Below are 24,072 nucleotides of genomic sequence, written 5' to 3'. Positions count from 1 at the left end.
CGACCCCACCACAACCTATCTTCCTAGGACGCTTTACCGGATGTGCCGACCGGCACCACCGGTTTCAGCACCGGGAGACCGGGCACACGAGCCAGGACAACCGCCAGACCGAGGAGGCGCGATGAGCTTCACCGAGAAGGCAAAGAACAAGGTTGAGCAGATGGCCGGCGCCGCGAGGGAGCGCGTCGGCGACATGACCGACAACGAGCGGATGCGTGGCGAGGGCGCCAGCCAGCAGAGCGACGCGCGCGCCAAGCAGGCCGGTCAGAACGTCAAGGACGCCGGTCGCAACGTGAAGGACTCGTTCACGAAGTGACCTGAGCGGTTCGCGGGTCCCCGGGCGGCGATGCGCCCGGGGACCCGTCGTGCTGCGGCTGCTGCCGGAGCCGGGCGCGCGCCCGTGAGCGCTGCCGACCGCCCGCAGGGGCAGTGAGGTGCCTTCGCGTTTGCGATGATCTGCGGCGTGATCCGAGCTGGGCTTCGCCCGTCAATTGGCGTACTGGTGGTGGCGGCCATCCTCGGCGGTGCCGGGTGTGAGGCGTCCCGGGTGCCGCCCGCGGACCAGCCGGTCTTCGTCGGCTCGTCCGCCTCGTCGAGCCCATCCCCACCGTCCGTCGCGCCGTCGGTCGGCGCCTCGTCGGAGGCGCCATCCGCCGGTGCCGCCCCGGCGGTCACGCCGTCCGGTGTCCCGTCGCCGCAGGCAGGTCCCTCGGTGCCGGGCGCGACGCCGACCGGGGCCAGGGCGCCGGTGGTGGACCACGGGCCGCGGACCGGCAACAAGGTCGCGCTCACCTTCGACGCGGACATGACCGACGCGATGTTGGCCAACCTGCGGGCCGGTCGGGTGAAGTCGTACGCCAACCTGCGCATCCTCGACCTGCTGGAGCGGGAGCAGGTGCCGGCGACGTTCTTCCTCACCGGCAAGTGGGTGCGGCGCTATCCGGACGTGACCCGGCGGATCGCCGGGAACCCGCGCTTCGAGGTCGCCAACCACACCTACGGGCACGCGGCGTTCACCAGGGACTGCTACGACCTGCCCTCGCTGCCGGTCGGCGAGCTGGCCGAGGACGTGGCGAAGACCTTCGAGGTGATCGAGCCGTACGGGGGTCGGCAGACCCGCTACTTCCGCTTTCCGGGGCTCTGCCACGACGCGGCGGCGCTGGACGCGTTGGCGCCGTTGGGTGTGACGGTCGTCGACGGGGACGTGGTCAGCGGTGATCCCTTCGCGACCGCGTGGAAGCCGCTGGTGCGCGCGGTGCTGGACCACGTCCGCCCCGGGTCCGTGGTGATCATGCATGTGACCGAGGCGAACGCGGCGATGACCGACGAGGCGTTGCCGCACATCCTGGCCGGGTTGCGCAAGCGGGAGCTGGTAGCAGCGCCGTTGTCCGAGGTGCTGGCCGGCGGCTGAGCGCCGGTCGTGCTGCTCTGACCGGCGTGGCCTGTCACGGCAGGGGTCGCGCCGGACATGGAGTGGGTGTGAGCTCCGGGACAGAGCAGGACGAGGACCGATTCCGGCGGGCGTACGCCGAGGATTTCGAGTCGCTGTTGGCGTACGCGTTGCGGCGGGTCGCGCATCCGGAGGACGCGGCCGACGTGGTTGCGGAGACCTTCCTGGTGGCGTGGCGTCGCCGGCAGGACATTCCGGTTGCCGGGGCGACCCGGCTGTGGCTGTACGGGGTCGCGCGGCGGGTGCTGGCCAATCATCACCGTGGTGGCGTTCGCCGGCAGCGCCTCGGTGAGCGGTTACGCCAGCAGATTGCCGCGTCGGTGACCGATCCGGGCAGTGAGGTGCCGGAGCGTCTTGCCGTTCGGGCGGCCCTGTCCGGTCTGGCCGAGATGGACCGGGAGGTGCTGATGCTGACGGTGTGGGAGGGGCTGCAGCCGCATGAGGTTGCCGCGGTGCTGGGGGTGTCCGCCGCGGCGGTGCGGACCCGGTTGTCGCGGGCGCGGGTGAGGTTGCGGGCGTTGGTCGGCGACGATCCGGGGCCGCCAGGACATGTACTCGACGTACTGACCGCATCCACCCGCAAGGAGGATTGATGAGCACGGAGGAGCGTGTCGACGAACTGGTTCGGGATGCCGACCCGGGTGGGCTCGGGATGGTGGGGGACCTCGGCGGGGTGAAGCAGACCCTCCTGGAGGACATCGTGTCCGAGTCGTTGGTCCGGCGTACCGTCGGGTCGGCGCCGCGGCGGTTGTGGGTGCGTCGCTTCGCGGGCGTCATGACGGCGGCGGCCGTGCTCGTGAGCATCGTGCCGGCGTCCATGGTGTTGCGGGGGCAGGGCGAGGACGGCGGGGTCTCTCCGCTCGTCAGCGCGGGTGCGCGAGCCGGGGCGGTTTTTTCGCCGTCGGCGTTGGAGGCGGCGGAGAGGAGCCCGCGGTTACTGGTCGACCAGACCGGTTGGACGGTGGCGGCGCTGTCCGAGTTCTCCGAAGGCTATGGCACGGTCCGGTTTCGCCGGGGTGTGCGGGAACTGGAGATGAACTGGTATCCGGCGTCCGTGTACGCGGACCGGTATGCCGATCAGCGCGAGACGGGGCCGGGAAGGTCGGTGCTGGTGGACGGTTGGCCGGCCGATGTGTTCCAGAGCTTCAGTGGTGATTTCACTGTGCTGTTGCGTCCCCGCGACAACCTGGTCGTGGAGATCAAGTCCTCCGAGAACTGGTCGCGGAAGGACCTGGACCGGGTTCTCGCGGCCATCGTTCGGGTGGATGCGCGGACGTGGTTGGCGGTGCTTCCGGCGGAGATGGTCGTGCCGGTGCGGGAGCGGGCGGCGAAGGTGCTCGCTGACGTGCCGTTGCCGCCGGGGTTCGATGTGGGCGCGCTGGAGGAGATCGGGGTGAGTGACGCGTACCGGTTCGGGGTGGGGGTGACGTCCCGGGTGGGTTGCGGGTGGATCGAGCAGTGGCGGCGGGCGACAGCGAGCGGGGATGGGGAGGCGGCGCGGCAGGCCGCTGAGGCGCTGCGGGGCAGTCGCGGCTGGCGGGTGCTGCGGGACATGGATCAGGCCGGTGACTGGCCGGAGGTGTTCTGGGGGTACGCCGACGAGGTCGCGGCGGGGACGTCGCCGACCGGGTACGTCGAGGCCCTGGGCTGCCGGTGACGGGAACGGCGACACCCCCGGGCAGTCTGCCCGGGGGTGTCGCCGTTGGTGGGTCAGTCGTCGCGGTGGTCGTTCCACCACTGCTGGCCGCCCTCGGGGAGGGTGTCGATCGGGTCGTAGTAGGCGTAGCGCTTGTTGAGCGCTTCCAGGTCGGCCGATTCGATGGAGGTGCGGTAGTTCTTGGTCCAGTAGGAGATGCCGCGCTCGCGGTCGTAGTCGGTGAGCATGTGGACCCAGCGTTTGCCGACGAACGGGACGTCGCAGACGATCCGGGGGGTGGCGTAGCCGGGGAGGTAGCCCATGATGTCGTGCTGGAGTTGTTGGGCGTGCCAGACCGGGACCCGCCAGTGTTCGGCGTTGGGGATCATGTCGCACATGTAGAAGTAGTACGGCAGGATTCCGGCTTCGCCCTGCAGGGCGAAGCAGAGGTCGAGCAGTTCCGGGGTGGTGGCGTTGACGCCGCGCATGAGGACGCCCTGGTTGCGGACGTCGCGGACGCCGACGTCGAGGGCGGTTTGGGCGGCTTTGGCGACCAGTGGGGTGAGCGACTGGGCGTGGTTGACGTGGGTGTGGATGGCGAGGTTGACGCCGCGGCGGGCGGCGGTGCGGGCGACGCGCTCCAGGCCTTCGACGACGTCGGGTTGCAGCCAGTGCTGGGGGAGGCCCATGAGGGCTTTGGTGGCGAGCCGGATGTCGCGGACCGTCTCCAGTTCCAGCAGGCGCATGAGGTACGACTCGAGGTTGCGCCAGGGGACGTTGGCCACGTCGCCGCCGGAGACGACCACGTCGCGGACGCCGGGGTGGGCCTTGAGGTAGGCGATGTGGGCGTCGTAGCGGTCGACGGGCTTGAGGGTGAGCTTGAGTTTGTCGACGGCGGGGGTGGAGTTGCCGACGAGGTCCATCCGGGTGCAGTGCCCGCAGTACTGGGGGCAGGTGGAGAGCAGTTCGGCGAGGACCTTGGTGGGGTAGCGGTGGGTGAGCCCTTCGGCGACCCACATGTCGTGTTCGTGGAGGCTGTCGCGGCTGGCGTAGGGGTGTGAGGGCCAGTCGGTGCGGCGGTCGGAGGCGACCGGGATCATGTAGCGGCGGATGGGGTCGGCGAGCAGTGCCTCGGTGGTGGGGGTCGCGAACGGCACCATCGTGTTGATCATCTGGGGTGGCACCAGCATGGACATGGTGGCCAGGGCCTTCTGGTCGGCCTCGAGGTCGGCGTAGAAGGTCTCGTCGATCAGGTCGCCGAAGACGGTGCGGAGCTGCTTGATGTTCTTGACGCAGTTGACGCGCTGCCACTGGGCGGATTCCCACTGGTCGCGGGTGACGTGGCGCCAGCCGGGGAAGCGGGTCCAGTCCGGTTCGACCAGGGGGCGGCGGTGGTATTCGTAGGGCTGCCCGGCGGTCGGTGCGGCGACCGGGGCGTGACGGGGGTGCGGGATGGTGTGGGTCACGGCCCCTCCTCGGTGGTGCGGCTGATCATCGAAGCCCGAAGGCTACTGGAAAATATTCGGTACAGAAACTAGTCTGCCGTAAGTTTTCCCGTTACGCGAGCCTTGACCGGGGCTTCGGGCGGCTGGACAGGGGGAGGTCGGCGTGACGTCACCGGTGGGACTGCACCGCGTCGTGCAACCGGCGGGGGTGCTGCCGCAGGCGGCTTGGCGGCTGGACACGTCGGCGGTGATCGCGCCGAACGAGGTGCGGATCCGGGTGCAGCGGCTCAACCTGGACGCGGCGAGCTTCCGGCAGTTGTCGGAGAAGCACGGCGGTGACGGTGACGCGGTCCGCGCCGAGGTGCTGGAGATCATTGCGACCCGGGGCAAGATGCAGAACCCGGTGACCGGGTCGGGTGGGATGTTGATCGGCACGGTCGAGGAGGCCGGTCGGCGCTCCCCGTTGGGGCTCCGGGCGGGCCAGCGGGTCGCCACCCTGGTGTCGTTGACGTTGACGCCGTTGGTGATCACCGACGGGTTGGCCCGCTGGGACGGGCGCAGCGAGCAGGTGCCGTGCGACGGGTGGGCGATCCTGTTCGCGCGGTCCATCGCCGCGGTGCTGCCCGACGACGAGGACCCGCAGTTGTCCCTGGCCGTGCTGGACGTGTGCGGGGCGCCCGCGCTGACCTCCCGGGTGGTGTCGCGTTACGTCGAGGACCGGCGGCGCGCCGGTGACCCGTCGCCGGTGCGGGTAGCGGTGATCGGTGGAGCGGGTAAGAGCGGGTCGTTGTCGCTGGCTGCGGCGCGGCGCGCGGGCGCCGCCCGTACCGTCGGGGTGGTGCCGGTGGCGGCGGAGCGTGACGCGCTGACGGCCGTCGGTCTGGCGTCGGTGGTGGCGTTGGCCGACGCCCGGGATCCGGTGGGGTTGTCCACGGCGGTGACCACCGCGTTGGGCGCCCCGGCGGACGTGACGGTGGTCTGCGTGGACGTGCCGGGGTGTGAGCACGGGGCGGTGTTGGCCACCGCGGACGGCGGCACGGTGATTTTCTTCTCGATGGCGACGAGCTTCTCCGCTGCGGCGTTGGGTGCGGAGGGGTTGGCGGCGGACGTGACGATGCTGGTCGGCAACGGGTACGTGCCGGGGCACGCGGAGTTGGCGTTGGGGTTGTTGCGGGCCGAGCCGGGGGTGCGTCAGCTGTTCGCGGCGCGGGTCGCGGCAGACTGAGGTCATGACGAACCCCTCGACGTTGTATCGCGGCGGCGTGCTGCACTGCCCCGCCGACCCGAGCGCGACCGCGCTGCTGGTGTCCGGTGGGCGGATCGCCTGGTTGGGCACCGATGGCGACGCGCCGTCGGCCGACCGGGTGGTGGACCTGGGTGGGGCGCTGGTGACGCCGGCGTTCGTGGACGCGCACGTGCACGCCACCGACACCGGGTTGGCGTTGTCCGGGCTGGAGTTGTCCGGGGTGCGCTCGGCGGGGCAGCTGCTTGACGCGGTGGCCGGGTTCGCGGCGGGTCTGCCGGCGGACGCGGTGGTGCTGGGGCACGGCTGGGACGAGTCGGGTTGGTCGGATCCGACGTTGCCGGACGCGGCGGCGGTGGACCGGGCGGCCGGTGGCCGGCGGGTGTACCTGTCGCAGGCGTCGATCCATTCGGCGTTGGTGTCCTCGGCGATGCTGGCGGCGTGTCCGCAGGCGGCGACCGAGGCCGGGTACGACGCGTCGGGGTGGTTGCGGCGCGACGCGCACCATGTGGTGCGGGCGGCCGCGCAGGGGTCGGTGAGTCGGGCGCAGCGGGTCGCGGCGCAGCGGGTGGCGTTGGCGCACGCGGCGTCGTTGGGCATCGCGGCGGTGCACGAGTGCGGTGGTCCGGAGATCTCTGACGAGGAGGACTTCACCGGTCTGCTGGGCATCTCCGGGGCGGGGTTGCCGGAGGTGTACGGGTACTGGGGTGAGCTGGGTGGCGCGGCGCGGGCCCGGGAGTTGGGTGCGGTGGGCGCCGGTGGGGACCTGTTCGCCGACGGGGCGTTGGGGTCGCGGACGGCGCACGTGTCACAGCCGTACGGCGACGGTGACGGCTGCGGGCACGGGTACCTGACGGTCGAGCAGGTCCGCGATCACCTGCTGGACTGTGCGGCGCACGGCCTGCAGGGCGGGTTCCACGCCATCGGGGACGCGGCGATCGGCACGGTCCTGGACGGGTTCGCGGCGGCGGCGCGGACGGTGGGTGTGGAGCGGTTGCGGGCGGCCCGGCACCGCATCGAGCACGCGGAGATCATGAACAAGCGGTTGATCGCGCGGTTCGTGGAGTACGGGGTGGTGGCGAGCATGCAGCCGGCGTTCGACCGGTTGTGGGGTGGCGCGGGTCGGATGTACGAGGCGCGGTTGGGGTTGGACCGGTCGTTGGAGTCGAACCCGATGGGTGCGATGCACTCGGTGGGGGTGGCGTTGGCGTTCGGGTCGGATTCGCCGGTGACGCCGCTGGACCCGTGGGGGTCGGTGCGGGCGGCGGCGGCGCACCACAACCCGGCGCAGCGGATGGGGGTGCGCTCGGCGTTCGCGGCGCACACCCGGGGTGGGTGGCGGGCGGTGCACCTGGACGTCGAGGGGGTTCTGGCGTTGGGGGCGCCGGCGACGTTCGCGGTGTGGTCGACACCGGCGGGGGTTCAGCGGGGTCTGCCGGTGTTGCTGGCCGAGGACCCGGAGCAGTGGGGTCCGGACGACCCGACGCCGCTGCCGGTGTGTCGGCGTCTGGTGCTGCGCGGTGAGGTCATCTACGAGGAAGGGTCGTCGTGAACGAGCGGATGAGTGGTGTGGCGGGGGCGGCGGCGTGACCGGCAAGCTTGATCTTGATCCGGTGTTGGTGGCGCGGGCGCGGGAGTTGGCGCGTCGGGCCGGGCAGCCGGTGGTGGACCTGGCCCGCAGCCACACCACCGTGTCGGTGGAGCGGGCGGTGCTGCGGTTGGCCGGGGTGAGTGGCGCCGACCCGGACGGCATCCCCTGGGTGAACCGGCTCGTCGACGCGGTCGCCGCGGACGTGGGGTTGGGTCACGGGGTGGCGGTGCCGGTGTTCGACGCCCTGGCCCGTGAGGGCGGCACCGATGTGACGTTGCTGGCGCAGAAGGCCGCGGCCGGGTCGGTGCGGTTCACCCAGCCGACCGGGCGGGCCGCGACGGCGGCCCGGTCGGCGGCGCGCAGGGCGGTCGGCGCGGGTATCCGGCGCATCGACCGGCGGCGCGCCGAACGGGACCGGCTCATCAAGCGGCACGGGGACCCGAAGCAGCGGCCGTGGATCTACCTGATCGTGGCGACCGGGGACATCTACGAGGACATTCCGCAGGCGCAGGCGGCGGCGCGGGCCGGCGCGGACGTGATCGCGGTGATCCGTTCGACGGGGCAGTCGTTGCTGGACTACGTGCCCGAGGGCGCGACCCGGGAGGGGTTCGCCGGCACGTACGCCACGCAGGAGAACTTCCGGCTGATGCGCGCGGCGTTGGACTCCTCGTCGAAGGAGTTGGGCCGCTACGTGCGGTTGACGAACTACGCGTCGGGGTTGTGCATGCCGGAGATGGCGACCCTGGCCGGGTTGGAACGCCTCGACATGATGTTGAACGATTCGATGTACGGGATTCTGTTCCGCGACATCAACCCGGTGCGTACGTTCGTCGACCAGCGGTTCTCCCGGCAGGTGCACGCCCGCGCCGGGATCATCATCAACACCGGTGAGGACAACTACCTGACCACCGCCGACGCCGTCGACGAGGCGCACACGGTGACGGTGTCGCAGCTGCTCAACGAGTTCTTCGCGCACGAGGCGGGGTTGGCGGACTGGCAGTTGGGTCTGGGCCACGCGTTCGAGATCAACCCGGAGGTGCCGGAGTCGTTCCGGCTGGAGTTGGCGCACGCCCTGCTGGCCCGGGAGTTGTTCCCGGACGCGCCGCTGAAGTGGATGCCGCCGACGAAACACATGACCGGTGACGTGTTCCGGGGCAACCTGCTCGACGGGTTCTTCAACCTGGCCGGTGCGCTGACCGGTCAGGGGATCCTGCTGGTGGGGATGATGACCGAGGCGGTGGTGACGCCGTGGTTGTCGGATCGGGACATCGCCCTGCAGAACGTGCGGTACGTCCTGGGCGCGGCCGGTGGGCTGCACGAGGACTTCGTGCCGGCGCCGGGCGGGTTCATCCGCCGCCGCGCCAACCAGGTCCTCGGTGAGGCGCTGGACCTGTTGGAACGCATCGGGGAGCAGACGTTGCTGACGGCGATCGCCGAGGGCACCTTCGGGATCATGAAGCGGCCCGCGGACCGGGGCAAGGGCCTCGACGGGGTCGCCGCGCACGAGGCCGACTACTACAACCCGGCCACGCAGATCCTGGAGGCGGTGTGAGCGAGCGTAGCGAGCGAACCGGCCAGCACAGCGGTCCCGCGCTCACGCCGCCGGCGCGAAGCGGCGGCGGCGTGAGCAAGCAGATCGTGCGCCCGTACGGGGACACCACCGGTGACGGGATGGTGCAGGTGTCGTTCACCCTGCCGGTGGCCCATGACAAGCGGGCCGAGGGCGCGGCGGTGCAGTTGGCCAACAAGATGGGCATCGACCCGGCGATGGTGGTGCACGCCAAACCGATGGGCGACGGGTTCACCTTCTTCGTCGTCTACGGGCGGGTGAACCACCTGGTCGACCTCGACGCCGTGCAGGTGGTGGAGCGTGACTTCGCGTTGCTGTCGGCGAAGGACGTCAACACGGTGATCAAGCAGCGGTTGCGGCGCAAGCTGTCGGTGGTCGGGGCGTGCATCGGCACCGACGCGCACACGGTGGGCATCGACGCGATCCTCAACGTCAAGGGCATCGCGGGGGAGAAGGGCCTGGAGTACTACCGGGAGTTGAAGGTCACCAACATGGGTGCGCAGGTCAGCGTGCCGGAGTTGGTGGAGACCGCCCGGGCGGAGAAGGCCGACGCGGTGCTGGTGTCGCAGGTGGTCACCCAACGCGACGCGCACCTGCACAACACCCGGGAGATGTCGGCGGCGTTCCGGGAGGCGATGCCGGCGGGGCGCCGGCCGCTGCTGATCGTCGGTGGTCCCCGCTTCGACGAGACGATGACCGACGAGTTGGGCGTGGACCGGATCTTCGGTCGGGGCACCACGCCCGGCGAGGTGGCCAGCTACCTGGTGCACGCCCTGATCACGCAACGGAAGGCGATGGCATGACCGACGCACGGCTCGGGTTGACGGTGACGCACCGGCGGTATGTGCCGTACTCGCACGCCCACTACGGCGGGAACCTGGTCGACGGGGCGTACGCGCTCGGGTTGTTCGGTGACGTCGCCACCGAGGTGTGCATCCGCACCGACGGTGACGAGGGGCTGTTCGCCGGGTACGCCGACGTGCGCTTCCACGCGCCCATCCACGCCGGGGACGTGGTGCAGGTGACCGCGCAGGTGTCGCGGGTGGGCACCCGCAGCCGCACCCTGGAGTTGAGCTGCGCGGTGGTGTGCCGGGGTCGCCCGGACCGTTCCGCGTCCGCCGCGGAGGTCCTCGACCCGCCGATCGTGGCGGTCACCGCGACCGGCACCGTTGTCGTCCCCGCCGCAGTCGGTCGCGAGGAGTGAGCCGGGGTTGCGAGCCCCGCAGTCGCGGACCGGGAGAGCCCGCGACCCTGGCGGTCTGCGCTGACGTCGGTTCCACGTACACGAAGGTGGCGGTGGTGGACCTGGCCGCCGGTGTCCTCGCCGGTGCGGCGTCGGCGCCGACCACTGTCGGCACCGACGTGCTGCACGGCCTGGACGCGGCGGTCGCGGCGGCCACCGCCGGGCTGCGGGTGGGTGACGTGCCGTGGTACGTGTGCTCGTCGGCCGGGGGTGGGTTGCGGCTGGCCGTGATCGGCTACGAGCCGTTGGTCACCGCGCAGGCCGGGCGGCGGGTCGGGTTGTCCGCGGGCGCGCACGTGGTGCACGTCGCCGCGGGTCGGCTCGGCGCGGCCGACCTGACGACGTTGCGGGCGGCCCGACCCGATGTGGTGCTGCTCGTCGGTGGCACCGACGGCGGTGACGCCGACACGATCACCCACAACGCGACCCGGCTGGCCCGGGCCCGGTGGCGCCGGCCGGTGGTGTACGCGGGCAACGCCGACGTGCGCGAGCAGCTGACCGGGTTGCTGGGCGACGCCGGGGTGCCGGTCACCGCCGCCGACAACGTCCTGCCGCGCATCGGGGTGCTCGCCCCGGAATCGGCGCGCTCGGCGATCCGCGCGGTGTTCCTGCGGCACGTCATCGGTGGTAAACGACTGTCCAGGGGCACCCGGTTCGCGCGGCTGGTGCGGGCGGCCACCCCCGACGCGGTGCTCACCGGTGTGGAGGTGCTCGCCGACACCCTCGGTGGTGATCTCGCCGTGGTCGACGTGGGTGGGGCCACCACCGACGTGTATTCGGTCCTCACGCCCGACGAGCGGGCCACCGGGCCGGGCAGGGAGGTCGCCGGCAGTCTGTGGCGGGCCCGCACCGTGGAGGGCGATCTGGGGATGCGGTGGAGCGCCCCCGGGGTGGTCCGCGCCGCCGTCGAGGAGCGGCTGCTCGCCGGGGACGAGTCCGACGTCCTGGCGGCCGCCGCGGCGCGTCGGGCGGGCGACCCGGCGTTGCTGGCCGTCGACGACGTCGAGCGGGCCGTGGACCGGCGCATCGCCACCCTCGCCGCGACGGTGGCGCTGCGCCGGCACGCCCGGGGCGCGGCCACCGGTGAGCGGGCCGGGCGGGACCTGCGCGACGTGCGGCTGCTGGTGGGCTCCGGTGGGGTGTTGCGGCACTCCCCGGCGGACATGTCCGGGCAGGTGTTGTCGGCGGTGCTGGCCGATCACGCCGGCGGGTGGGCGCTGCCGCGTGCCGCCGCGGCGGTCGTCGACGTGGACTACGTGCTGGCCGCCGGAGGGCTGCTCGCCGAGGAACACCCGGCGGCCGCGGCGGCGCTGCTGCGTCACCATCTGCGTACGCAGTGAGACTCGCCGACCGACACGCCGTGTTGCAACACACGACAGGCCGGGTGCGGGTTGACAACCGACGGGGGTCGGCACGTACCGTCTTTGAGTCCTACCACGGGAAGCGGCTGTTGTTCGCTTCGTCCCTTCGTCCGCTGGCCGAGCGACATGTTTCAGCGTCATCGTCGCGGCGGCCAGGTCCAGCGGGCGGGGGTCGGCGGGGCGGCGCGAACCGGCCGCGGTTACCGGTGTACGGGCAGGGTGAGGTGCACGGCCAGTAGACAACGGCCCGGCGGGGGCAGCCAGTCCACGTCCGGTCGGTCCGAAGGTCGTCGTGCCCCATCCTCGCCACACCGGCCGGGAAGGGCCTGGGAGCATCGGGGCGCGGCGTCAGCCGCGCCCCGATTTCATACCCCACCCTCACGCCACGCCACCCCCACGCCCCGGCGATCTTGCGGTTTCGGTCGTCGATGTGGGCGGGAATGCCCCTTGTATCGGCACAGAAAGCGCAAGATCGGCGAGCGGGGGGCCCGGCCGGCGGGACCATCAGGCGGGTAGCCTTCGCCGGGTGATCGAGGTGAAGCTGCGGTGACGATGCTGGACCAGGATGAAACCCGCACCCCCCGGGTGACCGGCGCGCCGGCCGTCGCGGGTCGGCCGCTGCCGCTGCGGGTCGCTGTGCCCCTGGCTGTGGCCGCCGGGCTGGCCCTGCTGGTGGCGTTCCCCCCGTACGGGGTGTGGCCGCTCGCGCCCGTCGGGGTGGCGTTGCTGGCCGCCGCCGCGCACCGGCGGCGGTTGCGCGCCGGCGCCGGCCTGGGCTTCCTGACCGGTGTGGCGTTGTTCGCCCCGTTGCTGGCCTGGACGAACCTGCACACCGGTTACCTGCCGTGGGTGCTGCTGTCGTTGCTGCAGGCCGGTTACCTGGCGCTGCTGGGTGCCGCTACCGCCTGGGTGTCGCCGCTGGCCGACCGGGGCCGCTGGGCGTGGCCGGCGCTGACCGGGCTGCTCTGGGTGGGCCAGGAGGCGCTGCGCGACCGCACCCCGTTCGGCGGGTTTCCCTGGGGGCGGCTCGCGTTCAGCCAGGACGAGTCGCCGCTGCTGCGCCTGGCCGCGCTCGGCGGCGCGCCAGTGGTCACCTTCGCCGTCGCCCTCGTCGGCGGTCTGCTGGTCACCGCCGGCTGGCGCACCGTCAGCACCCTGCGCCGCGGCACCCCCACCGGCACCGGCCCGAGCACCGACCCGGCCGACACCGACCGGCCCGACGACCCCGTCGACACCAACCCCACCACCACCGCGGCGTCTGGCCGTGGTTCGGCGCGGCGGTGGGCGCCGGTCGTCGTACCGGCGGTCGTGGCCGTCGCGCTGACCGCCGGTGCCCTGCTCGTGCCGGTCGCCTCCACCGGGTCCGGCGCAGGCGTCACCGTGGCGATCGTGCAGGGCAACGTGCCGCGGTTGGGTCTGGACTTCAACGCCCAACGGCAGGCGGTGCTCAACAACCACGTCGACGCCACCATCGAGTTGGCCGGGCGGGTCGCCGCCGGGCAGCAGCCGCACCCCGACGTGGTGGTGTGGCCGGAGAACTCCAGCGACATCGACCCGCTGCGCAACCCCACCGCCGGTGCCCGGATCTCCCAGGCCGCCGACGCCATCGGCGCGCCGATCCTGGTCGGCGCGGTGCTGCTGGGCCCCGACGTCGGGCAGGTCCGCAACGCGGGCATCCTGTGGCGCCCCGGCACCGGCGCCGACCTGGAGCAGCTGTACACCAAACGCCACCCGGTGCCGTTCGCCGAGTACGTGCCGCTGCGCGACGTGGCCCGGATGGTCAGCAAGCAGGTCGACCTGATCCGCAACGACTTCGTGCCCGGAAGCACCCCGGGCGTGGTACGCGCCGGCCCCGCCGTGCTCGGTGACGTGATCTGCTTCGAGGTCGCCTACGACGAGGTGGTCCGTGACACCGTCACCGGCGGCGCGCAACTGCTGGTGGTGCAGACCAACAACGCCACGTTCGACGTGGCGGAGGCCCGCCAACAGCTGGCCATGGTGCGGTTGCGGGCGGTGGAGCACGGCCGGCCGGCGTTGATGGCCTCCACGGTCGGTGTGTCCGGGTTCGTCGCACCCGACGGGCGGGTAAGCGATGCCACCGGGTTCAACACCCGGGAGGTCGTGGTGCGGCAGTTGCGCCTCGACGACGGACGCACCCTCGCCACCCGCCTCGGTTGGTGGCCGGAGGTGACGCTCGCCGCGCTGGCCGCGGCGGCCCTGGTCGGCGCGGCGGTGCTGCGCCGACGGCGGGTCATGCCCGGATAGCAACAGCCGGTACGCCGGCGGGAGCGGAGGAACCGTGATCCAGGCGACCGATACGATCCGACGCCCGGACGAGGTGCCCGGGGTGGGCCGGGTGCTGGTGGTGATCCCCACCTACAACGAGGCCGACAACATCGCCGCGATCGTGGGCCGGGTCCGGCGCGCCGCCCCGGCGGTGCAGGTCCTCATCGCCGACGACAACAGCCCCGACGGCACCGGCGCGATCGCCGACGCCCTCGCCGACGGTGACGCGCACGTGCAGGTGCTGCACCGCCAGGGCAAGCAGGGCCTGGGCGCGGCGTACCTGGCCGGGTTCGGGTGGGCGCGCGAGCGCGGCTACCAGGCGGTCGTGGAGATGGACGCCGACGGCTCGCACGCCCCGGAGGACCTGCCGGCGTTGCTGGACGCCGCCCGCGACGCGGACGTGGTGATCGGCTCCCGGTGGACCAGCGGCGCGCGGGTGCTCAACTGGCCGCTGCGGCGGCTGCTGCTGTCGCGCTGCGGCAACCTGTACGCGCGGCTGGCGCTGGGCATGCCCGTCTCGGACGCCACCGGTGGTTACCGGGTGTACCGGACCAGCGCGTTGGACGCGATCGACCTGGAGTCGGTGACCTCGCAGGGCTACTCGTTCCAGGTGGAGCTGTCGCGGCTGGCGCACCGGGCCGGGGTGCGGATCGTGGAGGTGCCGATCACGTTCGCCGAGCGGGAACGCGGCGACAGCAAGATGAGCCCGAAGATCGTGGCGGAGGCGCTGTGGCGGATCACCGCCTGGGGGGTTCGGGACCGACGCCAGTCGGTACGCCGCAGCGTGCACGGCACCGCCACCGGTCAGGCCCGGTGGCCGTGAGCGCGGTCGTGTCATGCTGGATGAGCGGACCACGTCCGTGGTGTCCGCAGGGATGGCGATGAGGTGAGATGCGCCGAGGACTGAGGTTCGTACCGTTGGCCCTGTTGCTGGCGGTGGTGCTGGAGCTGGCGGTGTTCGTCGGCGTGGGACGGGCGCTGGGGTTCGGCGCGGCGGTGTTGCTGGTGTTCGCCGCGTCCCTGCTGGGTCTGGTGCTGCTGCGCCGCGAGGGGATGCGCGCCTGGCGGGGGTTCCGTTCCGCCGCGGCGGCCGGGCAGCCCCCCGGCGGGCAGGTGACCGACGGCCTGGTGGGGTTGGCGGGCGCGTTGTTGCTGGCGGTTCCCGGCCTGGTCAGCGGGCTGGTCGGGGTGTTGCTGCTGGTGCCGCCGGTGCGTCGGCTGGCCCGCGCCGGGGTGCGCCGCGCCACCGAGCGGCGGGTGTCGTCGATGGTCGCCGGTGACCTGTTCGGGCCGCGCACGGTGCGGGTGCGCCAGGGTGCGCCGCAACCGACCCCGCAACCGGAACAGCCGGTGGTGGTCGACGGCGGTCGGGCCATCGAGGGTGAGATCGTCGAGCCCGGTCGGCACTGACACCGCCCATCAGCAACGGCGACGCCCCCGGGGAAACCCCGGGGGCGTCGCCGTTGTGCGTCGTGCGGCTCAGGCGCGGCCGCGGCGGGTCCGAACCTCCTGCAGGCGCTCCTCCAGGATGTCCTCCAGCTCGGCGATCGAGCGCCGCTCCAGAAGCATGTCCCAGTGGGTACGCGGCGGCTTGGCCTTCTTCTGCTCCGGCTCGCTGCCGTCGACGAGTCGGGCGACGCTGCCGTCGAACTTGCATTCCCAGGTCGTCGGGACCTCGGCGTCGACGGCGAACGGCACCTCGAACTGGTGGCCCTTGGCGCAGAGGTACTCGCGGGTCTGACGCGGCGCGAGCTCCGTGTTGCGGTCGGATTCATAGCTCACCGCGCCAAGGCGGCTTCCGCGCAGCATACGCTCGCCCATGATCGACTTCCCCTCGTTCGTGGTGCTGGTCTTCTGGGTGTAACGGTGCGTCCCCGCCGCGCCATTCCCGCCCGAGGGCGTGAGGCGTCCACGGGTGGGCCGGGACCAAGGGTAGCCGGCCGGGACGGTCACCCGGTGAGGTGATCCCCAGGCGAGTCGCGACAACGGTGCGTGTGCGCGGCCACCGGGGAGGTTAACCGCGCAAGCTTACCGAAGGTTGCGCCACGATCCTCAAGTCGTGTCGCCGGGAGTGCCGGCGCCGAGACGGGCCAACGCCAACGCCAGGTCACTGACCTGGTCGCCGAGCTGCGCCACCCGCCGCTGGGCCAGATCCCGGTCGGCCTCGGCGGCGTCGAGCCGTACCGTCAGGGCGGTGCGGTGCCCCTCGGCGGTCGCCGCGGCCTGCCGGGCCACGCTCAGCTCGGCGGTGAGCGTGTCGCGGTGGGCGGCCACGGCGGTCAGCTCCGCGCGCAGCCGCGCGGCCAGCTCCGCGGCCTCCTGCCGGGCCTCGTCGGCCTGCCGGGCGGCGACCTCGGCGCGGTCGCGGGCCCGGTCGGCCTGCTCACGCGCCCGGGCCGCGTCGGCGGCCTCCGCCCGGGTACGCGCCGCGTCGGCGCGGGACTGCTCGATCTGACGCCGGACGTCCTGCACCTCGGCCTGCCACCGCCCGGCCCGCTCGGTCGCGTCGGCGGCGGCCCGGGTGGCCCGCTCAGCCTCGGCGCGCACCGCGTCGCGTTCCACGACCAGATCGGCCACTCGCTGCCGCTCGGCGTCGCGTTGCGCGCGCAGGTCCCGTACCTCCGCGCGGGCCTGGTCGCGGTCGCGTTCGGCCTGCACGCGCAGCGCCTCGGCGGCGCTGGCCGCGTGGCGCGCCTGGTCCCGGGTGTCCTCGGCGTGTTGTGCCCGCTCGTCGGCGGCGGTGGCCTGCCGGTGCGCCAGCTCGGCGCGCTGACGGGCGGCGTCGGCGTCGGCGCGGGCGTCGCGGGCCTGCTCGCGGGCGCGCGTCGCGTCGGCCGCCGCGGCCTCGGCGTCGTCGCGGGCCTCGTCGCGTTCGGCCTGCGCCGCAGCGATCTCGGCGGCGGCCTCCGCGCGGGCCTGGGCGAGCTGCCGCTGCACACCCCCCGGGGACAACTCGGCGTGCAGCGACTCGGTCAACGTCTCGACGATCTGGTCGAGCCGGTCCACCGCCTCCCAGGTGCGGGCCACCTGCCCCGGCAGGCCGGGGGCGTTGCGGTGCCGCATCCGGCTGTTGCGGGAGGCGCGCTGGCAGGCGCCGTCGTTGTCGCGGCAGTAGCGAAACGGTCGACCCGCGCCGACACGCTGCGGCACCGGCGCTCCACAGTGGGCGCAGGGACGGGTCTCGGTGGTGGCGGGCTGGGCGTCCATCGAGGGCGAAGTCTAGTGCCGGCCGGTCAGGTCGTCGTCCGGGCCGTCGCGTCCAGGGTGTAGCGGCGTTGCAGCAGCAGCGCCGCGAGCATCGCCACCGCCGGCAGCAACCCGAAGCCGTAGCGGACGGCCGCGAGCGCGGCGTCCGGCTGCACCGGCGACTCACCGGCCGTCGAGGCCACGAAACCACCCACGGCCAGGCACAACGCGTACGCGTACGGGCCCAGCGCCGCGCCGGTGGCCTCGGTGGCCGTCCACACCCCGGTGTAGGTGCCGGCCCCGGTGCCGCCGGCGTCGGAGCTGGCGGCGCGGATCACGTCGGGCAGCATCGAGAACGGCAACAGTTGCATGCCGGCGAACGCCACCCCGAGCACCGCCACCGCGCCGATCAGCACCGGCAGGCCGGCCGGGCGGCCCACCGCGAGCACCAGCGAGCCGACGGCGAACGCGCCCTGCGCGCCGAGCAGCGCCCGCTGCTTGCCGACGCGTCGCGCCACCACGAGCCAGAGCGGGGTGACCAGCAGCGCCGGCGCCACGAACGCGGCCACCAGCACCGTGGTCAGGCCGGGCGCGCGCAGCTCGTACTCGGCGTAGTAGGGCACCCCGGCGAGCACCAGGTGGGTGGTGGTGGACATCGCCAGGTACGCGGCGACCAGCCACCGGAACTGCGCGTCGCGCAGCGCGACGCGCAGCGCCCGCCACCCGCCGTGCCCGGCCGGGGTCCGATCCGCCGCGGAGCCGCGCAGCCGGCCGATTCCGACGACACCGACCAGCATGGCCACCAACATCCCCACCGCGAGGATCACGCCCATGCGCTGGTAGCCGCCCCGGGTCGCGGCGTCGCCGCCGGTGAGCAGGGGGGCCAGCAGCCCGGAGACCAGGATGCCCAGGGTCAGCACGACCATCCGGAAGGCCATCAGCCGGGTGCGTTCGTGGTAGCCGATCCGCAGGTCGGCGGGGGTGGCCAGGTAGGGGACCTGGTAGGCGGCGAAGAGCAGGTTGCCGGCGATGAAGAACACCGCCACCCACGCGGCGGCCGGTGCCCCGGTCAGGCCGCCGGGCACGGCGAAGAGCGCGGCGAACGCGACCGGCAGGGCGCAGCCGAGCAGCAGCAGGCGACGCCGGTCGCCGCGGCGGGTCTGTTCCACGTCGGCGCGGTGCCCCACCCAGGGGTGCAGCAGCACGTCGGCGATCTTCGGCAGCAGCAGCGCCAGGCCGGCCAGCCACGGCCCGACGGCCAGCACGTCGGTGAGGAAGTACAGCAGCAGCAGGCCGGGCACCGTCACCCAGACACCCATGCCGAGGGAGCCGGCGGCGAAGCCCGCCAGTGGGCCGCGGGGCAGTGTCGCGTCGGTGGCGGCCGCCGGCCGCCGGTCCAGCCCGGTCATCGCCGCATCCTCTCCGCAATCCAACGGTTGCTGGATTCTAGGGGCAGAATGGCGTCATGACCATGCCCCGCCGCCGCCCGGGTCGGCCCCGCCGCGACGAGACCCGGCCGACCCGCGAGGTGGTGCTCACCGCGGCGACAGCGCTCTTCGCCGAGCGGGGTTTCGACGCCGTCGGGTTGCGGGAGGTCGCCGCCGCCGCCGGGGTCGACGTCGCCACCGTCGCGCACCACACGGGTACGAAGGCGGCCCTCTACGACGCGTGCTTCGCCCGGGTGTTCGCCGCCGAGCGGGAGGTGCTGACCGCGGCCGCCGAGCAGGCCCGCGCCGCTGTCGACGCCGGTCCGGAGGCGGCGCGGCGGGCCCTGCACGAACTGGTCGACGTCTTCGTCGACTTCCTCCAGGACCGCCCCGAGACGACCGCGCTGTGGCTGCGGCGCTGGCTGGAGCCACAGCGGCACGCCGAGCTGGACAAGCGTTACGCCGAGCCGTTGTACCGGCTGGTCGGGCAGCTGCTCACCGCCGCCGCGGCGGCGGGCGCCCTGGCCGAGCCGACTCCCCACATCACCGTGCGGAGCCTGGTGTGGGCCACCCACGGGCACGTGGTGGCGTTGGCCGCCGGCGCGCCCGGCGCCCGGGAACGGCGCGAGTTCCGGGCGTTCGTGCACCGGATGCTCGACGGGCTGTACGGGCCGCCGGCCCCTTGACGAGTCGCCGTCGCCCGACGATTATCCATCGGACGTTGGATTATTGGGGGCGGGGCGATGGGCGCAGCACAGCGGGTGGCGGTGATCGGCGCCGGTGCCGCCGGGCTCGCCGCGGTCAAGGCACTACGGGACGCCGACGTGCCGACGGTCGGCTTCGAGGCGGCCGAACAGGTCGGCGGCCTCTGGGTGTACGGGGCACCCGACTCGCCCGCGTACCGCACGCTGCACCTCAACACCAGCCGCGGTCGTACCCAGTTCGCCGACCACCCGATGCCCACCGACTGGCCGGACTACCCCGACCACCGGCGCGTCGCCGGATACCTCGCCGACTACGCCGCCCGCTTCGGGCTGGCCGACACCATCCGGCTGCGGCACACCGTCGAGCGGGTCACCCGCAACCCCACCGGCACCTGGACGGTGGCCGCCACCGGCCCGACCGGCCCGGTCGAGGTCACCGTCGACGCCGTGGTCGTCGCCAACGGGCACAACCGGGTGCCCCGGCTGCCGGACCCCGGCTACCCCGGCGCCTGCACCGCCGAGCAGATGCACAGCCACGACTACCGGGGCCCGGAGCAGCTGGCCGGCAGGCGGGTCCTGGTCGTCGGCGGCGGGAACTCCGCGATGGACATCGCCGTCGACGCGTCGTACGCGGCGGCCCGCACCCTGCTGTCGCTGCGCCGGGGCGTCTGGGTGGTGCCGAAGTACCTGCTGGGTCGCCCGTCGGACACCCTCAACGGGGCGTTGGCCTGCCGACTGCCGTGGCGGCTGCGTCAACGCGTCAGCCAGACGATGCTGAGCGCCACCGTCGGCAACCCGGCCCGCTACGGGCTGCCCGCGCCGACGCACGGCTTCCTCCAGGACCACCCGACGCTCTCCGACGGGTTGCTGTCGCGGCTGACCCACGGTGACGTCGAGGCCCGCCCCGGCGTCGCCGCCCTCGACGGCGACCGGGTGGAGTTCACCGACGGCCGCAGCGACACCGTCGACCTGATCATCTGGTGCACCGGCTACCGGGTGGACGTGCCGTTCCTCGACCCGGCGCTGCTCGCCGGCGGCGCCGACACCCTGCCGCTGTACCGGCACGTGTTCCACCCCGACGCCCCCGGTCTGAGCTTCGTCGGGTTGATGCAGTCCACCGGTTCCGCGTTCCCGCTGGTCGAGGCGCAGGCCAAGCTGATCGCGGCGCACCTCGCCGGCCGGTACGCGCTGCCGGACCCGGACCGGCAGCGCGCCGTGTGCCGGGCCGAACTACGGGCCGCCACCGCCCGGTGGGGTCAGCGCCGCCCGGCGATGCGGGTGGACTTCGACGTCTACCTGGCCGAGCTGGCCCGGGAGCTGGCCGCCGGGGCCCGCCGCGCCCGCTCCGGCGCGCCGTCCCCGGTGCGGGCACCCCGGTGAGCGGCCGATCGTTGGCCGGCCGACGGGTGCTGGTCACCGGGGCGAGCGGGACGTTCGGCCGCCACCTCGGCGCGGCACTGAGCGCGGCCGACGCCCGGGTGGTGGGGCTCGACCTGCACGCCCGCCCCGACGACGACGTGCCGGTGCTCGGCTGCGACCTGACCGACCCGGACGCCGTACCGGCGGCGGTGCGGGCCGCCGTCGACCGGCTCGGCGGGCTCGACCTGCTGATCAACAACGCCGGGGTCGGTGGTCCCGCGCCGGCCGAGTTGCCCCCCGACGAGGTGGTCCGCCGGCAACTGGAGGTCAACCTGCTGGCCGCCTGGCGCACCACCGCCGCCGCGCTGCCCGCACTGCTCACCGCCCGCGGACGGGTGATCTTCGTGGCCAGCCGGATGGCGGTGCTGCCGCTGCCGCTCGCCGCCGCGTACGGGGTGAGCAAACGGGCACTGGTCGCCTACGCCGACGCGCTGCGCCACGAGGTGGGCACCCACGTCGGGGTGAGCGTCGTCTACCCCAGCATGGTCGCCTCACCGATTCACGACAGCACCGCCGAGGCCGGGCTGTCGCTGCGGGGGGTGTCCCGCCCCGAGCCCGTTGAAGGGGTGGTCGCGGCGATCCTGCGTACCGCCACCGCCCGGCGGGCGCCCCGGGACGTGGCGACCACCGCCCGTGGCCGGCTGGAGATGGCCGTCGGCCGGCACGCGCCAGCGCTGGCCGACCGGCTGGTGCGTCGTACCCTCGCCGCCCGGCTCGCCGCCGGTGACCTGGACGCCGCGCCGCTGGCCGCCGGGATGGTCGACCGGCACCGGGGGGCCGCCCGGCGTACGCCGGAAACCGGCGACAGGTAGCCGAGGCGGGCAGCGGGTCGCGCGTGACCGTGCCGGCGCGATCAGAAATGATCCACCAGGTCGTCAGCACTGTTGGCCGCTCGCACCGCTGGAAGGATGCTGACATGACCGACGCCACCCGGTTGGACGCCGACGAGACCGAGTTTCTCGCGGCGGTCCGCGCGGGAGATGCCGCGCGGTTCGCGCTCCTGACCGAGCGCCACCGGCGTGAGCTGCAGGTGCACTGCTACCGGATGCTCGCGAACTACGAGGATGCCCAGGACATGACGCAGGAGACGTTCCTGCGCGCGTGGCACAAGCGGGAGTCGTTCAGGGGCCACGCGGCCCTGCGGACCTGGCTGTACCGGATCGCGACGAACGCCTGCCTCGACTTCCTGAAGAAGCCCACCAACCGCACACCCGTAGCGTCCGTGCCGACGGAACCCGACTCCGAGGTGATGTACCTGCAGCCGTACCCCGACCAGATGCTCCCCGAGGACCCGCAGGAATCGGTGGTGGCGCGGGAGACGATCGAGCTGGCGTTCATCGTCGCCGTGCAGCACCTACCACCGCGCCAGCGGGCGGTGTTCATCCTGCGTGACGTCCTCGGCTGGCCGGCGTCGACTGCCGCCGACGCCCTGGAGCTGACCGTCGCATCGGTGACCAGCGCACTGCAGCGGGCCCGCGTGACGATGCGCGAGCAGCTGCCCGACCGCCGCCTCGACTGGCGCAGCCCCGCCACGCACGAGCTGTCGAGCGACGAGCGCGGCGCGGTGACGTCGTACATCCGCGCGCACGAGCGCAACGACCTCGACGCGCTGATGTCCCTGCTGCGCGACGACCTGCGCTTCGCCATGCTGCCCGACCCGGGCACCGTGACCACGACGGCCAGGGACGCGGTGGACGGCTGGGTCTCCGGTGGGCTCTTCCAGCGCGGCCACGACGACTGGCGCGGAATCACCACGACGGTCAACCGCATGCCAGCCGCCGCGCTCTACCTGCGCGCCCCCGGCGACTCGCAGTACCGGCCGTTCGCCATCGCCGTCCTGCACATCGTCGACGGGATGATCGCCGAGCTCACCGGCTTCGACGCCACCGACAAGCCGTGGCTGGACCTGGCACCGACGCTGTGATCACACAGGTCCCCATCGTTGACAAGTCCAGCCACGGGCCGGGCAGGCCGCCTATCGCCTCGTCTCGTACCGGGCCAGCGTCACACCGCCCGGGAACGTCCGCGTCTCCACCAGGTTCAGGTTCACCCAGCTGTCCAGTGCGGTGAAGAACGGCTTGCCGCCGCCCAGCAGGACCGGGTGGGTCACGATCTCGTACTCGTCGACCAACCCGGCCCGCATCGCCGCGCCGGCGAGGGTTACGCCACCAACCCTCATCGGCCCGCCGTCCTCGGCCTTGAGCCGGGTGATCTCGGCGACCGCGTCGCCGGTGACCAGACGGGTGTTCCAGTCGACCTTGTCGATCGTCGAGGAGAACACCACCTTCGGCGTGTCCCGCCAGTTCCGCGCGAACTCGACCTGGTCCGGGGTGGCCCCCGGCTGCTCGTCGCCGGTCGGCCAGTAGGAACTCATGGCCTCCCACAGCCTGCGCCCGTACAGGAACAGCGCGATCGCCCGTTCCCGGTCGAGCCACCACTGAAACAGCTCGTCGTTCGGGGCGCTCCAGCTGATGTCGTCGCCCGGCGCGGCGACGTAACCGTCCAGCGTCGCGTTCATGCCGAAGATCAGTTTCCGCATCGTGTCAGCCTCTCGTCAGTCGATTTCACCCGTACAGACGAGCGCGACGCGGAAACCTCATCGGTCCCTCGCACGGGAGAGCGGCGCAGGACGGCCGCCCGACCGGGGCGGTGCGCGGCCGGGTCAGGGCGTGGCGACGGCCGCGCGCGAGCGGTCCGCGGCGATGCGGACCGCCAGCGCGGCCAGGGCCGTGCCGGTCACCCAGCGCTGCACCCGTAGCCACGCCGGCCGGCGGGCGAAGAACCCCGCGAGGGCGCCAGCGCTCAGCACGATCAGCGCGTTCACACTCAACGCCACGGCGATCTGGGTCAGACCGAGCAGCAGGCTCTGCGTGGCGAGGTGCCCTCGGGCCGGGTCGATGAACTGGGGCAGCAGCGACACGTACAGGATGGCGATCTTCGGGTTGAGCAGGTTGGTGACCAGACCCATGGTGAACAGCCGCCGGGGCGGGTCCGGTGGCAGCGGTGTGGGGGCGAACGGCGACCCGCCGCCCGGACGCAGCGTCCGCCAGGCCAGCCAGAGCAGGTAGCCGGCACCGGCGAGCTTCACCACCGCGTACAGCGTCGGCACCAGGACGAAGACGGTGGCCAGGCCGGCGACCGCCGCCGCCAGGTAGACGCCGAAGCCGGCGGCCACCCCGAGCAGCGAGACCAGCCCGGCCCGGCGGCCCTGCGCCACCGAACGGGACACCAGGTAGACCATGTTCGGGCCGGGGGTGAGCACCAGCCCCAACGCCACCAGCGCGATACCCAGCAGTGCGCCCGCACCGACCACGACGATTCCCCCGTTCGGTAGACCCCCACACTGACCGTAATCGGGACGAACATCCCGGCCCAGAGCCACCTGGCGAGCCGTGGCCTGCGATCCGGGGTGATCCACTCGCGTTTGCCGGCCCCCCCGCGGCCACGGCGGGAATGCCCACCGTCACGGGCGCGCTGATCAGTGGCACATGCGTGCCGCCAACCGGAAGCG

Annotated in this window: 23 protein-coding genes; 17 read left to right on the top strand and 6 right to left on the bottom strand. The window is 73.0% G+C overall.

The window, feature by feature from the left end; translation table 11 throughout:
* Positions 1-121 precede the first annotated feature (121 nt).
* The 4 genes from QCZ28_RS06550 (at position 122) to QCZ28_RS06535 (ending at position 3,107) form a co-directional block, all read left to right on the top strand.
* Entirely contained in the window at positions 122-316 is a 195-nt protein-coding gene (locus QCZ28_RS06550) for a CsbD family protein (protein ID WP_088989634.1), read from the top strand.
* Between the two features lie 147 nt (positions 317-463).
* A complete protein-coding gene (locus QCZ28_RS06545) occupies positions 464-1,411 on the top strand; it encodes a polysaccharide deacetylase family protein (protein WP_279515687.1) in 948 nt (315 codons plus the stop codon).
* A gap of 68 nt (positions 1,412-1,479) precedes the next feature.
* Entirely contained in the window at positions 1,480-2,043 is a 564-nt protein-coding gene (locus tag QCZ28_RS06540) for an RNA polymerase sigma factor (RefSeq protein ID WP_279515686.1), read from the top strand.
* A complete protein-coding gene (locus tag QCZ28_RS06535) occupies positions 2,043-3,107 on the top strand; it encodes a hypothetical protein (RefSeq protein WP_279515685.1) in 1,065 nt (354 codons plus the stop codon). The genes QCZ28_RS06540 and QCZ28_RS06535 overlap by 1 nt, the downstream gene beginning before the upstream one ends.
* Positions 3,108-3,160: 53 nt before the next feature.
* Here the strand turns inward: QCZ28_RS06535 and QCZ28_RS06530 are convergent, their stop codons facing one another.
* Positions 3,161-4,552: a lysine 2,3-aminomutase gene (locus QCZ28_RS06530; protein ID WP_279515684.1), complete on the bottom strand. Its 1,392-nt coding sequence runs from the start codon at positions 4,550-4,552 to the stop codon at positions 3,161-3,163.
* 154 nt (positions 4,553-4,706) lie between these two features.
* Here QCZ28_RS06530 and QCZ28_RS06525 point away from each other — a divergent pair, with 154 nt between their 5' ends.
* The 9 genes from QCZ28_RS06525 to QCZ28_RS06485 all read left to right on the top strand — a co-directional run bounded on the left by QCZ28_RS06525 (position 4,707) and on the right by QCZ28_RS06485 (position 15,235).
* Complete coding sequence (locus QCZ28_RS06525) at positions 4,707-5,756, top strand: zinc-binding alcohol dehydrogenase (RefSeq protein WP_279515855.1); 1,050 nt, start codon at positions 4,707-4,709, stop codon at positions 5,754-5,756.
* A 4-nt stretch (positions 5,757-5,760) separates the two neighbouring features.
* A complete protein-coding gene (locus QCZ28_RS06520; RefSeq protein WP_279515683.1) occupies positions 5,761-7,326 on the top strand; it encodes an amidohydrolase in 1,566 nt (521 codons plus the stop codon).
* Positions 7,327-7,360: 34 nt separating this feature from the next.
* On the top strand, positions 7,361-8,917 hold the full coding sequence (locus tag QCZ28_RS06515; protein WP_279515682.1) for a lysine 5,6-aminomutase subunit alpha: 1,557 nt from the start codon (positions 7,361-7,363) through the stop codon (positions 8,915-8,917).
* Positions 8,918-8,988: 71 nt separating this feature from the next.
* Positions 8,989-9,738, top strand: a complete 750-nt coding sequence (locus tag QCZ28_RS06510) for an OAM dimerization domain-containing protein (RefSeq protein ID WP_030327600.1) — start codon at positions 8,989-8,991, stop codon at positions 9,736-9,738.
* Entirely contained in the window at positions 9,735-10,139 is a 405-nt protein-coding gene (locus tag QCZ28_RS06505; protein ID WP_030327602.1) for a hotdog domain-containing protein, read from the top strand. The genes QCZ28_RS06510 and QCZ28_RS06505 overlap by 4 nt, the downstream gene beginning before the upstream one ends.
* 47 nt (positions 10,140-10,186) lie before the next feature.
* Positions 10,187-11,518, top strand: coding sequence for a glutamate mutase L (locus tag QCZ28_RS06500; RefSeq protein WP_279515854.1), 1,332 nt, complete (start codon positions 10,187-10,189; stop codon positions 11,516-11,518).
* A gap of 573 nt (positions 11,519-12,091) precedes the next feature.
* A complete protein-coding gene (gene lnt / locus QCZ28_RS06495) occupies positions 12,092-13,804 on the top strand; it encodes an apolipoprotein N-acyltransferase (RefSeq protein WP_279515853.1) in 1,713 nt (570 codons plus the stop codon).
* Between the two features lie 34 nt (positions 13,805-13,838).
* Positions 13,839-14,648 carry a polyprenol monophosphomannose synthase gene (locus QCZ28_RS06490; RefSeq protein WP_279515681.1) on the top strand — a complete coding sequence of 270 codons (810 nt, stop codon included), beginning with the start codon at positions 13,839-13,841 and terminating at the stop codon, positions 14,646-14,648.
* Positions 14,649-14,716: 68 nt separating this feature from the next.
* Positions 14,717-15,235: an FxsA family protein gene (locus tag QCZ28_RS06485; RefSeq protein WP_030327607.1), complete on the top strand. Its 519-nt coding sequence runs from the start codon at positions 14,717-14,719 to the stop codon at positions 15,233-15,235.
* A 69-nt stretch (positions 15,236-15,304) separates the two neighbouring features.
* Here QCZ28_RS06485 and QCZ28_RS06480 read toward each other — a convergent pair whose 3' ends face one another.
* The 3 genes from QCZ28_RS06480 to QCZ28_RS06470 all read right to left on the bottom strand — a co-directional run bounded on the left by QCZ28_RS06480 (position 15,305) and on the right by QCZ28_RS06470 (position 18,420).
* Positions 15,305-15,646 (bottom strand): RNA polymerase-binding protein RbpA, encoded by a 342-nt coding sequence (locus QCZ28_RS06480; protein WP_030327608.1) that lies wholly within the window; start codon positions 15,644-15,646, stop codon positions 15,305-15,307.
* Positions 15,647-15,877: 231 nt separating this feature from the next.
* Positions 15,878-17,032, bottom strand: coding sequence for a hypothetical protein (locus tag QCZ28_RS06475; protein WP_279515680.1), 1,155 nt, complete (start codon positions 17,030-17,032; stop codon positions 15,878-15,880).
* A 26-nt stretch (positions 17,033-17,058) separates the two neighbouring features.
* Entirely contained in the window at positions 17,059-18,420 is a 1,362-nt protein-coding gene (locus QCZ28_RS06470) for an MFS transporter (RefSeq protein WP_279515679.1), read from the bottom strand.
* 56 nt (positions 18,421-18,476) lie between these two features.
* On the opposite strand from QCZ28_RS06470, the gene QCZ28_RS06465 reads away from it, so the two are divergent.
* From QCZ28_RS06465 to QCZ28_RS06450, 4 genes are all read left to right on the top strand, one after another.
* Positions 18,477-19,124: a TetR/AcrR family transcriptional regulator gene (locus tag QCZ28_RS06465; RefSeq protein ID WP_279515678.1), complete on the top strand. Its 648-nt coding sequence runs from the start codon at positions 18,477-18,479 to the stop codon at positions 19,122-19,124.
* Positions 19,125-19,181: 57 nt separating this feature from the next.
* Positions 19,182-20,522 carry an NAD(P)-binding domain-containing protein gene (locus QCZ28_RS06460; RefSeq protein WP_279515677.1) on the top strand — a complete coding sequence of 447 codons (1,341 nt, stop codon included), beginning with the start codon at positions 19,182-19,184 and terminating at the stop codon, positions 20,520-20,522.
* Positions 20,519-21,373: an SDR family NAD(P)-dependent oxidoreductase gene (locus tag QCZ28_RS06455; RefSeq protein ID WP_279515676.1), complete on the top strand. Its 855-nt coding sequence runs from the start codon at positions 20,519-20,521 to the stop codon at positions 21,371-21,373. The genes QCZ28_RS06460 and QCZ28_RS06455 overlap by 4 nt, the downstream gene beginning before the upstream one ends.
* Before the next feature lie 104 nt (positions 21,374-21,477).
* Entirely contained in the window at positions 21,478-22,485 is a 1,008-nt protein-coding gene (locus tag QCZ28_RS06450) for an RNA polymerase subunit sigma-70 (RefSeq protein ID WP_279515675.1), read from the top strand.
* A gap of 51 nt (positions 22,486-22,536) precedes the next feature.
* On the opposite strand, the gene QCZ28_RS06445 is transcribed toward QCZ28_RS06450, so the two are convergent.
* Together QCZ28_RS06445 and QCZ28_RS06440 are read right to left on the bottom strand one after the other, a co-directional pair.
* On the bottom strand, positions 22,537-23,100 hold the full coding sequence (locus QCZ28_RS06445; RefSeq protein WP_279515674.1) for a dihydrofolate reductase family protein: 564 nt from the start codon (positions 23,098-23,100) through the stop codon (positions 22,537-22,539).
* 123 nt (positions 23,101-23,223) lie between these two features.
* Positions 23,224-23,874 carry a LysE family translocator gene (locus tag QCZ28_RS06440; protein WP_279515673.1) on the bottom strand — a complete coding sequence of 217 codons (651 nt, stop codon included), beginning with the start codon at positions 23,872-23,874 and terminating at the stop codon, positions 23,224-23,226.
* Between the last annotated feature and the right edge of the window lie 198 nt (positions 23,875-24,072).

Source organism: Micromonospora sp. DH14 (genome assembly GCF_029809455.1).
Classification (GTDB): domain Bacteria; phylum Actinomycetota; class Actinomycetes; order Mycobacteriales; family Micromonosporaceae; genus Micromonospora; species Micromonospora parva.
This window is presented reverse-complemented; position numbering and strand designations above follow the sequence as displayed.

Excerpts from the sequence above, each read along its gene's own strand:
- QCZ28_RS06550 (WP_088989634.1), top strand. The coding sequence starts at position 122 with ATGAGCTTCACCGAGAAGGCAAAGAACAAGGTTGAGCAGATGGCCGGC.
- QCZ28_RS06535 (WP_279515685.1), top strand. The coding sequence starts at position 2,043 with ATGAGCACGGAGGAGCGTGTCGACGAACTGGTTCGGGATGCCGACCCG.
- QCZ28_RS06520 (WP_279515683.1), top strand. The coding sequence starts at position 5,761 with ATGACGAACCCCTCGACGTTGTATCGCGGCGGCGTGCTGCACTGCCCC.
- QCZ28_RS06505 (WP_030327602.1), top strand. The coding sequence starts at position 9,735 with ATGACCGACGCACGGCTCGGGTTGACGGTGACGCACCGGCGGTATGTG.
- lnt (WP_279515853.1), top strand. The coding sequence starts at position 12,092 with ATGCTGGACCAGGATGAAACCCGCACCCCCCGGGTGACCGGCGCGCCG.
- QCZ28_RS06485 (WP_030327607.1), top strand. The coding sequence starts at position 14,717 with ATGCGCCGAGGACTGAGGTTCGTACCGTTGGCCCTGTTGCTGGCGGTG.
- QCZ28_RS06480 (WP_030327608.1), bottom strand. The coding sequence starts at position 15,646 with ATGGGCGAGCGTATGCTGCGCGGAAGCCGCCTTGGCGCGGTGAGCTAT.
- QCZ28_RS06475 (WP_279515680.1), bottom strand. The coding sequence starts at position 17,032 with ATGGACGCCCAGCCCGCCACCACCGAGACCCGTCCCTGCGCCCACTGT.
- QCZ28_RS06470 (WP_279515679.1), bottom strand. The coding sequence starts at position 18,420 with ATGACCGGGCTGGACCGGCGGCCGGCGGCCGCCACCGACGCGACACTG.
- QCZ28_RS06465 (WP_279515678.1), top strand. The coding sequence starts at position 18,477 with ATGACCATGCCCCGCCGCCGCCCGGGTCGGCCCCGCCGCGACGAGACC.
- QCZ28_RS06460 (WP_279515677.1), top strand. The coding sequence starts at position 19,182 with ATGGGCGCAGCACAGCGGGTGGCGGTGATCGGCGCCGGTGCCGCCGGG.
- QCZ28_RS06450 (WP_279515675.1), top strand. The coding sequence starts at position 21,478 with ATGACCGACGCCACCCGGTTGGACGCCGACGAGACCGAGTTTCTCGCG.
- QCZ28_RS06445 (WP_279515674.1), bottom strand. The coding sequence starts at position 23,100 with ATGCGGAAACTGATCTTCGGCATGAACGCGACGCTGGACGGTTACGTC.